5 protein-coding genes and 4 pseudogenes are annotated in these 6,733 nt (G+C 68.3%); 4 read left to right on the top strand and 5 right to left on the bottom strand.

Annotation, left to right across the window (positions count from 1 at the left end):
* Positions 1 to 94 precede the first annotated feature (94 nt).
* Positions 95 to 646: pseudogene (locus CLM62_RS08180) on the bottom strand (ATP-binding protein); the annotation flags it as partial.
* 535 nt (positions 647 to 1,181) lie between these two features.
* Positions 1,182 to 1,421 (bottom strand): annotated as a pseudogene (locus tag CLM62_RS52960) (hypothetical protein); the annotation flags it as partial.
* A gap of 22 nt (positions 1,422 to 1,443) precedes the next feature.
* Here CLM62_RS52960 and CLM62_RS51230 point away from each other — a divergent pair.
* The 3 genes and pseudogenes from CLM62_RS51230 to CLM62_RS08160 all read left to right on the top strand — a co-directional run.
* Positions 1,444 to 2,496, top strand: a pseudogene (locus CLM62_RS51230) (IS1380 family transposase); the annotation flags it as partial.
* A 221-nt stretch (positions 2,497 to 2,717) separates the two neighbouring features.
* On the top strand, positions 2,718 to 3,173 hold the full coding sequence (locus tag CLM62_RS08165; RefSeq protein WP_095749173.1) for a hypothetical protein: 456 nt from the start codon (positions 2,718 to 2,720) through the stop codon (positions 3,171 to 3,173).
* A gap of 80 nt (positions 3,174 to 3,253) precedes the next feature.
* Positions 3,254 to 3,556, top strand: a complete 303-nt coding sequence (locus CLM62_RS08160; protein WP_095749172.1) for a hypothetical protein — start codon at positions 3,254 to 3,256, stop codon at positions 3,554 to 3,556.
* Here the strand turns inward: CLM62_RS08160 and CLM62_RS08155 are convergent, their stop codons facing one another.
* From CLM62_RS08155 to CLM62_RS49855, 3 genes are all read right to left on the bottom strand, one after another.
* Positions 3,557 to 3,769, bottom strand: coding sequence for a hypothetical protein (locus CLM62_RS08155; protein WP_095749171.1), 213 nt, complete (start codon positions 3,767 to 3,769; stop codon positions 3,557 to 3,559). It lies immediately after the preceding gene.
* A gap of 496 nt (positions 3,770 to 4,265) precedes the next feature.
* The gene (locus CLM62_RS08145) at positions 4,266 to 5,540 is read right to left on the bottom strand and encodes a hypothetical protein (protein WP_095749169.1); all 1,275 of its coding nucleotides are present in this window, start codon (positions 5,538 to 5,540) and stop codon (positions 4,266 to 4,268) included.
* Complete coding sequence (locus CLM62_RS49855) at positions 5,506 to 5,811, bottom strand: hypothetical protein (RefSeq protein ID WP_179381991.1); 306 nt, start codon at positions 5,809 to 5,811, stop codon at positions 5,506 to 5,508. The genes CLM62_RS08145 and CLM62_RS49855 overlap by 35 nt, the downstream gene beginning before the upstream one ends.
* Between CLM62_RS49855 and CLM62_RS08140 the strand changes: the two are divergent.
* Positions 5,804 to 6,511: pseudogene (locus tag CLM62_RS08140) on the top strand (alpha/beta fold hydrolase); the annotation flags it as partial. The gene CLM62_RS49855 and the pseudogene CLM62_RS08140 overlap by 8 nt on opposite strands.
* Positions 6,512 to 6,733: the final 222 nt, after the last annotated feature.

Here is a 6,733-nt window from a genome sequence, read left to right as displayed (position 1 = left end):
GGGGCTCAGCCTGCCTCCAGCTTCAACCGGTCACTGCGATGACCAGCGGCGGGCCTCTCATCCCGCGAGATCCATCAGCGCCTCGTGGCGCACAGCCGAGTTCGTCGATGCAGAGCAGGTCGACGCGGCCGTAGCGGGCGATGGTCTTGGTCAGGGTCTTCTCGTCCGCGGCCTCGACCAGCTCGTTGACCAGTTTCGTGACGAGTGTGTAGCGGACGCGGAAGCCAGCCATGGCGGCCTCCGCCTCGGTGCCGAGCGCGATCAGCAGGTGGGACTTGCCGGTGCCGGAGTCGCCGATCAGGCAAAGCGGCAGCCCCTTCTCGACCCACTCGCAGGTGGCCAGGGTGTGGATGACGGCTGCGTCGATGTTCGGGTTGGCGTCGAAGTCGAAGGCCCGTAGGGACTTCTCCCGCGGGAACTGTGCTGCTTTGATGCGTCGTTCGGAGCGGCGGCGGGCGCGGTCGTCGCACTCGGCCATCAGGAGTTCGGCGAGGAACCCGCGATAGGACATCTGGTCGCGGGCGGCGGCTTCGGCCAGTTCGGGGAACTGGGCCCGGATGGTCGGCAGCCGGAGCATGCGGCATGCCGGGTCGACGGCGGCGGTCGCGGCCTGCTCGGTCAGCCCGCGGTGTCGTTTGAGCGTCACGGCATCTCTCCTTGGGCGGCGGGGCGGTCGGCCGACTGCCGGTTCCGCAGCAGCTGTCGTAGGCCGCGACCGAGGGCAGCGGCCGGGTGTCGGGCGGCAGCTGGGCCAGCCGCCGTTCGGTCAGTGAGGTCACGTTCGTCCGTTCCGACGCCGCAGGAACAACGGGAGCCGCGACCTCGTCGGCTTCGGCCGCCTTGCGTGCCTCCAGGGCGACGGCGTCTGCGGTCAGGGCGCCGGCTCTGAGCGCGGAGGCGAGCCCGGCGACCAGGTGTTCGTGGGGGACGTGGCGGCCCATCAGCAGGACCTCGATCAGGGCCCGGGTGCCGTCCCGCTCGCCGTGGGCGGACTTCGCAGCCTCCCACCAGGCATCGTGAACCGGCGTGAACTTCCCTGCGGAACGGGCCTGTTCGAGGGCGGTGGCTCCGGGAAACGCGCCGGGCTTGCCGACCAGGGCTTCCAGGTAGTGGTCCAGATCCAGCCGGGCCTTCCCCTTGGCGATCAGCCGTTCATGACGAGCGACCTCCTGCTGGCCGTCGTAGACCACCAGCTCCGAGGCATGCAGCATCGCCCTGACCGTCCGCCCGATCAGCCGCACCGGCACCGAATAGCGGTTGGTGCGGACACTGATCTGGCTGAAGCGATCCACCCGCAGGCTGAACAGCCTCCCTGTCTCGAAGGGTTCGTCCGGTAACGGTTGCAGCAGCGGCCGTGCGACGGCGAAGTGCTCGCTCACCGGCCGCAGCCGGGCCGATCCGGCGCCGCTCGTCCTCCTCATCCCACTGCTTCCCTGCGAGCGGCGCGCTGCAGCCCGGGAAGTCGCCTGGACGCAGGCCGCCGAGACCGGCGAGGGCCGCTGGCCGGGCCGGCGGACGCGAACTTCCCGGCCTGGTCCTGGACCTCGACGCCACGCTGATTACCCCACTCGGAGAAGGAACAGGCCGCCCCGACCTATAAGGGCGGCTTCGGCTTCCATCCGCTGCTGTGTTTCCTTGCGAACACCGGCGAGGCCGTGTCCGGCCGGCTGCGGCCGGGCAACTCCGGAGCCAACACTGCCGCCGATAACATTGCGGTGCTCGACCAGTCGCTCGCGCAGATCCCCGACGCTCACCGGCACGGCATCGACATCCTGGTCCGCGCCGACAGCGCCGGATCCGCGAAAGCCTTCCTCGCCCACGTCCGCGACGTGCGGAAACGAGGAATCCGTACCTCCTTCTCGGTCGGATACGCGGTCACCGAGCCGGTCCGCCGCGCGGTCCGGGCCATGCCCGACCGACTCTGGCATCCCGCCCTGGACCAGGACGGGACCCTGCGTGATGGCGCCGAGGTGGCCGAGCTGACCGGGATGGTCGATCTGGACGGCTACCCGCCCGGCACCCGCATCATCGTGCGCCGGGAGCGGCCGCACCCCGGAGCCCAGCTGTCCCTGTTCGATCAGGACGAGGGCCCTGCGGCATCAGGTGTTCCTCACCGACACCCCGTACTCCGGCGGCGGTTCCGCCCAGTTCCTGGAGGTCCGTCACCGCGGGCATGCCACTGTCGAGGACCGCATCCGGTGCGGCAAGACCACCGGATTCGGCCGCTTCCCCTCCCGCGACTTCGGCGTCAACACCGTCTGGCTCGAACTCAGCCTCGCGGCGATCGACCTGATGGCCTGGACCCGTGTCCTCCTCTTGGACGGGGAGCTGGCCACCGCCGAGCCGAAGAAGCTCCGCTACCGGCTACTGCACGTCACAGCCCGCCTCACCCGCGGCGGCCGACGCCTGCGCTTGCGGATATCGGCGACCTGGCCCTGGCGAAACGAACTGGCCACGGCCTTCCACCGCCTCGCCGCATTGCCCCGTCCCGCCGGCTCAGCGGCAAACCCCCGTCCGCCACGACCCGAAGGACCTGGAGAACCCGACCACGCGCCGGGACTCCGCCATGCCCGAAAACCGAAATCCGCGTCGGTCACCCGACAGTCGCCCCTCACCGACCCCTCACCGACCCAACCGAAACGGCGAGGCTAACTGAACCCTGCCTCCTCAGGGATCCCAGACGTCGTTGCGCTCGGCGGTGCTGACATGCTGCTGCGATGACTGATGCGTGGGATGAGTGGTTGTCCACCTTGCCCAAGGACAAGCAGGACGTGGCGGGTGAGCTGCGAGATCGATTCGAAGAACTGGGCGCTGACGATCCGGAAGGCTGGACGCGCTCGGAGATCAGCGAGAACCTCCCGCAGCTCGCGCGCTTCCTCATACTGCGGGCCATCCGCCGGCAGTCGGTCAATTCGTGGGCCCACGCAGGTGCATTGACTACGATTCCTGCTGCTCAACGGCTGCTTGCCGCTGGCGCTGACCCGGGTGACCTGCTTGGTCTGGTTCAGAGCACCGTTCACGATACGGCCTTTGCCGTACTCGAATGCCTCGACGAGGGCCGGGATACCGAAGCCTCGGAGGAACACCCCGGCTGGAGCCTGGTGGAGGTAGGGGGAGCCCACGCTGGACCGAGTCGCAGGATCGAAGGGCTCCACGAGGATCTCCAGCCATAGATACGATCGGGCAGGATGGCGGGATGCCTGTTGATGAACCATGGGAGCGACTGCGATCTCGACTGCGGATCGGCGAATGCTTGACCGGGACCGTCGTACGCGTTCTCAAGCCCGGTGCCATCGGCATTTTCATTGATCTGGGGCTCTCTGTAGGCGGCTTCGTCGATGTACTCCTCCTTCCGCGTGACCCAGCCCGATGGCCGGCCGAGGGGACCGTGACCGACTTCGAGATCTGGTGGATGGACGAGCGCCCACAGATTCGGCTCAAGCCGGTCGAGTCGGCATACCTGCTGGAGGACTTCGACTGCTGGGTCGCCCAGCAGAACAGCGTCGCAGCCAAGCAATGGTTGCAAAGGGCTGGCGAGAGGCGCCGGGACGTGTAATCATCCGAGCGCATTCTCTCCAGCTGCCCCCTGGTCACTTTGCTCTCGTAGTCGTTCGACCTGCTGTTTCTTGGTGGCGATGTGCCGCAGGCTTTCCTGCAGTCCGGCGACTTCGCCGAGCCACTGCATCCGCTGGGCTTCCCCGAGACGTTTGCGGGTGTTGGTCTCGATTTCCAGAAGTCGGGGTTCCTGGGCCAGGTCAAGGCGGAGCATGGGACATCTGACGCAGGCGTTTTCATGCTGGCAGGGGGTTCCGTAGGGGCGGTCGCAGGTGCCGAGGGCGACCTTGCGTAGGCTGAAGTGGTCGCGGAATTCCTGCCATTCGGTGTCGCTCGGTTCGCGGTACTCCTCGCTGGGGCGGTGGGTCCGGCGCTGGTCGACGAACTGTCGGTAGTGGCGGATGACCTCCTCGGGGTAGACCGCGACGTATGCCTGGGTCGTGTTGAGATCGAGGTGGCCAGTAGCTTCGCGGCGATGTGGACCGGCAGGCCGCCGTTGACGGTCTCCGTGGAGAAGATTCTGCGGAAGTCCTGGGGCGTGAATCTCAGCGGTGTCCCATCGACATCGACGATGCCGGCCTGCAGGGCGAGATCGGTGAGGAGTTCGCGGATACGGTTGGCGCAGATGACCTGCAGCCGGTGCTGGGAGGGGCACTGGAACAGGTGTGGCAGCGGCGGGCCGAAGACCCGCTCGTAGCCGTCGTACCGGTTCAGCAGCGGGACCCGTCCGTCGGGCCTTTGATGCGGCGGATGATTCTGGCGAGCACTGCGACCAGGTCCGGGTCGGCGGGGATGACACGTTCGCGGTCGGTCTTGGATGGGCTGATCTGCAGCAGCGGCACCGTCTCGCCGGTGGGCGCCTGGTACTGGCGCAGGCTCAGGTGGGTGAGTTCAAGTAGTTCCTCGATCCTGGTGCCGGTGTGTCGCAGGACCTCGATGCCGGCCCAGGTCCAGAAGGCGTTGTTCTCCTGGCATTCGGCGTCGAACCGCGGGCCGGGCTCGTCGGCCGGGGTGATGAACAGCGCGGTGGGCCGCCAGTTGCTGCGTTCCCGGCCGGTGCGTCGATACCGCCGGTCCTCGATGGTGAATTCCTCGCCCGGCTTCGCGGATCGGGCCGCTTCCAGGAGGAGGGTTGCGCGGTGCAGCCGGCCCTCGGCTGCGCGGACGAGCTGCGGGAGGACGGGGACCAGGGTGCGGGTGCGTTGCTGCATCCGCGCTTTGCGGTGCCGGGTCTCCTTGAGGTAGCCGCGGATGTCGGCTTCGCTGATCGGGCAGGGTGCGGCCCATTGGGCCCAGCGGGCCGGGTCCTCCATCGACCACTGCAGCAGGTCCAGGTAGAAGGAGCGCACGGCCAGGAACACGCCGTGGGAGGTGCGGCGCGGTCGTCCGTCGGGGAGCACGCGGACACGTTGCTTCCATTCCTGGGCCACCGTGTCGGGCAGGTTCAGCGAGGCGATGCCGGGGTGGTGGCGTTCCAGGTCGCCCCAGAACAGGTCGGCCGGCATCTGCGCTTGGTTGACCAGGGAGCCGTAGTCCAGGGTGGCGGACCGTTCGGCGATGTAGTGCACGAGAACGTCCCGGACCGCGCGGTCGGCGATGGGGTGGCGGTCGACCAGTTCGGCCGGGGTGAGCTGACCGCGGGCCTGGGCCTGCCGCAGTGTCGGTGGCGAGTCCTTCAGGCCGCCGACGGCGTGCAGGATCTCGTAGGCAAACGGCAGCGACGCCACCGTGCGGCCGGTCGCCCGACGGGCCTGGGCGTAGTCGGTGAGGTCCTCCAGCTCGAAGTCCAGCAGGTCCTTGCCGGTGACGATGCTCATGCGGGTCAGCACGTTCAGGGCGTCTGTCGCGTGCTCGTCGCAACCCTCACGTCCGCTGGCACGCTCCCGAAGTTTGGAAAACAGGGCTGCCTGGTTGTGGCGCCGGTAGGCGTCGTAGACACCCAGCAGCCGGCTACCGAACAGCCACCCGTAGGAGGGCCGAACCACCTGAAGGACGATCAGGATGCCCAGGCCCGTGGTGAATCGCGAGCGCGTTCCGGCGCTCAGGCCCTGTGGCCCCCCAGGTCGATCCCTGGTCGTCGGAACCGCTCAGCAGCCAGCGGTCCTGCCAGGTGTCGGCGGGGAACTCCTCCAGCCAGTCGAGCACCCGGGTCAGCGACAGCTGCTGACGCCACAGATTGCGGTCGGTCGGCTCGCTGAGCAGGCATTTGGCCAGCAGTGCGAGCTCGTCCGTCGGAGGGCCGCCCGGACTTGCCACCTATGACCCGCGCGGGCTCGGTCGCAGCACTCGTAAGGACGGTCGGGTCGACCACATGCCGCAGATCCAGCCGACGACGTGCACGCCGTCATCGAGGCGCTCGGGGCCGGGCCGGTTGAGATGTTCGCAAGCAGTGGCGGAGCGATCACCGCGCTCGCGCTCGTGGCGAAGTATCCCGCAGACGTGACCACCCTGGTCGCGCACGAGCCACCGCTGATCACCCTCACGCCGGACGGCCCGGCGGCCGTGCGGGCGCGGGCCGGTGTCCGGGAGGCATACGAAAAGCGGGGGTGGGGGGCCGGGATGGCTGCATTCGTGGCCATGCCCTCGTGGGAGGGAGAGTTCACCGACGCGTACTTCGAACAGCCAGAGGCGGATCCCGCCGCTTTCGGGATGCCCACGGAGGATGACGGCTCGCGTGACGATCCGCTGCTGTCCGACCGGTCATGGGCGATAAGCAGCTATCGGCCGGACGTCGACGCGATCGCGGCTGCGCCGACCCGCATCGTGATCGCTATGGGCGAGGAGTCAGGGCGTGCAGACCGGACGCACCTCCGTCGCGACCGCCGAGCTGCTCGGGCAGCGGGTGACCGTGTTCCCGAGCCATCACGGTGGTTTCTGCGACGGCGAGTTCGGATATCCGGGGAAGCCGGACGAGTTCGCGCATCGACTGCGGGAGGTCCTTGACGGCGCCTCGTAAGCCAACCGCTGGACGAGTAGTTCCGAATACCTCAGTAGCGGATCTCGCGAGGCTGTCCAACATGAGGGTGTGACATCGCCGCCGGGCCCCTGCTCAAGACAGTTCGCTCGGGCCCGCGATCAACATCCGAACTACTCGTCCAGGCCTGCCCCGGACCTTCCCACCCCCGGGGCTCCGGCCCCGATCACCATGAGAGCTGGGTACGCGCGGGTGTACTCACCT

This window comes from Streptomyces sp. SA15, assembly GCF_002291145.1.
GTDB lineage: Bacteria > Actinomycetota > Actinomycetes > Streptomycetales > Streptomycetaceae > Streptomyces.
This window is presented reverse-complemented; position numbering and strand designations above follow the sequence as displayed.

Coding starts and splice junctions, on each gene's coding strand:
- CLM62_RS08155 (WP_095749171.1), bottom strand. CDS start 3,769: ATGCTCCGCCTTGACCTGGCCCAGGAACCCCGACTTCTGGAAATCGAG.
- CLM62_RS08165 (WP_095749173.1), top strand. CDS start 2,718: ATGACTGATGCGTGGGATGAGTGGTTGTCCACCTTGCCCAAGGACAAG.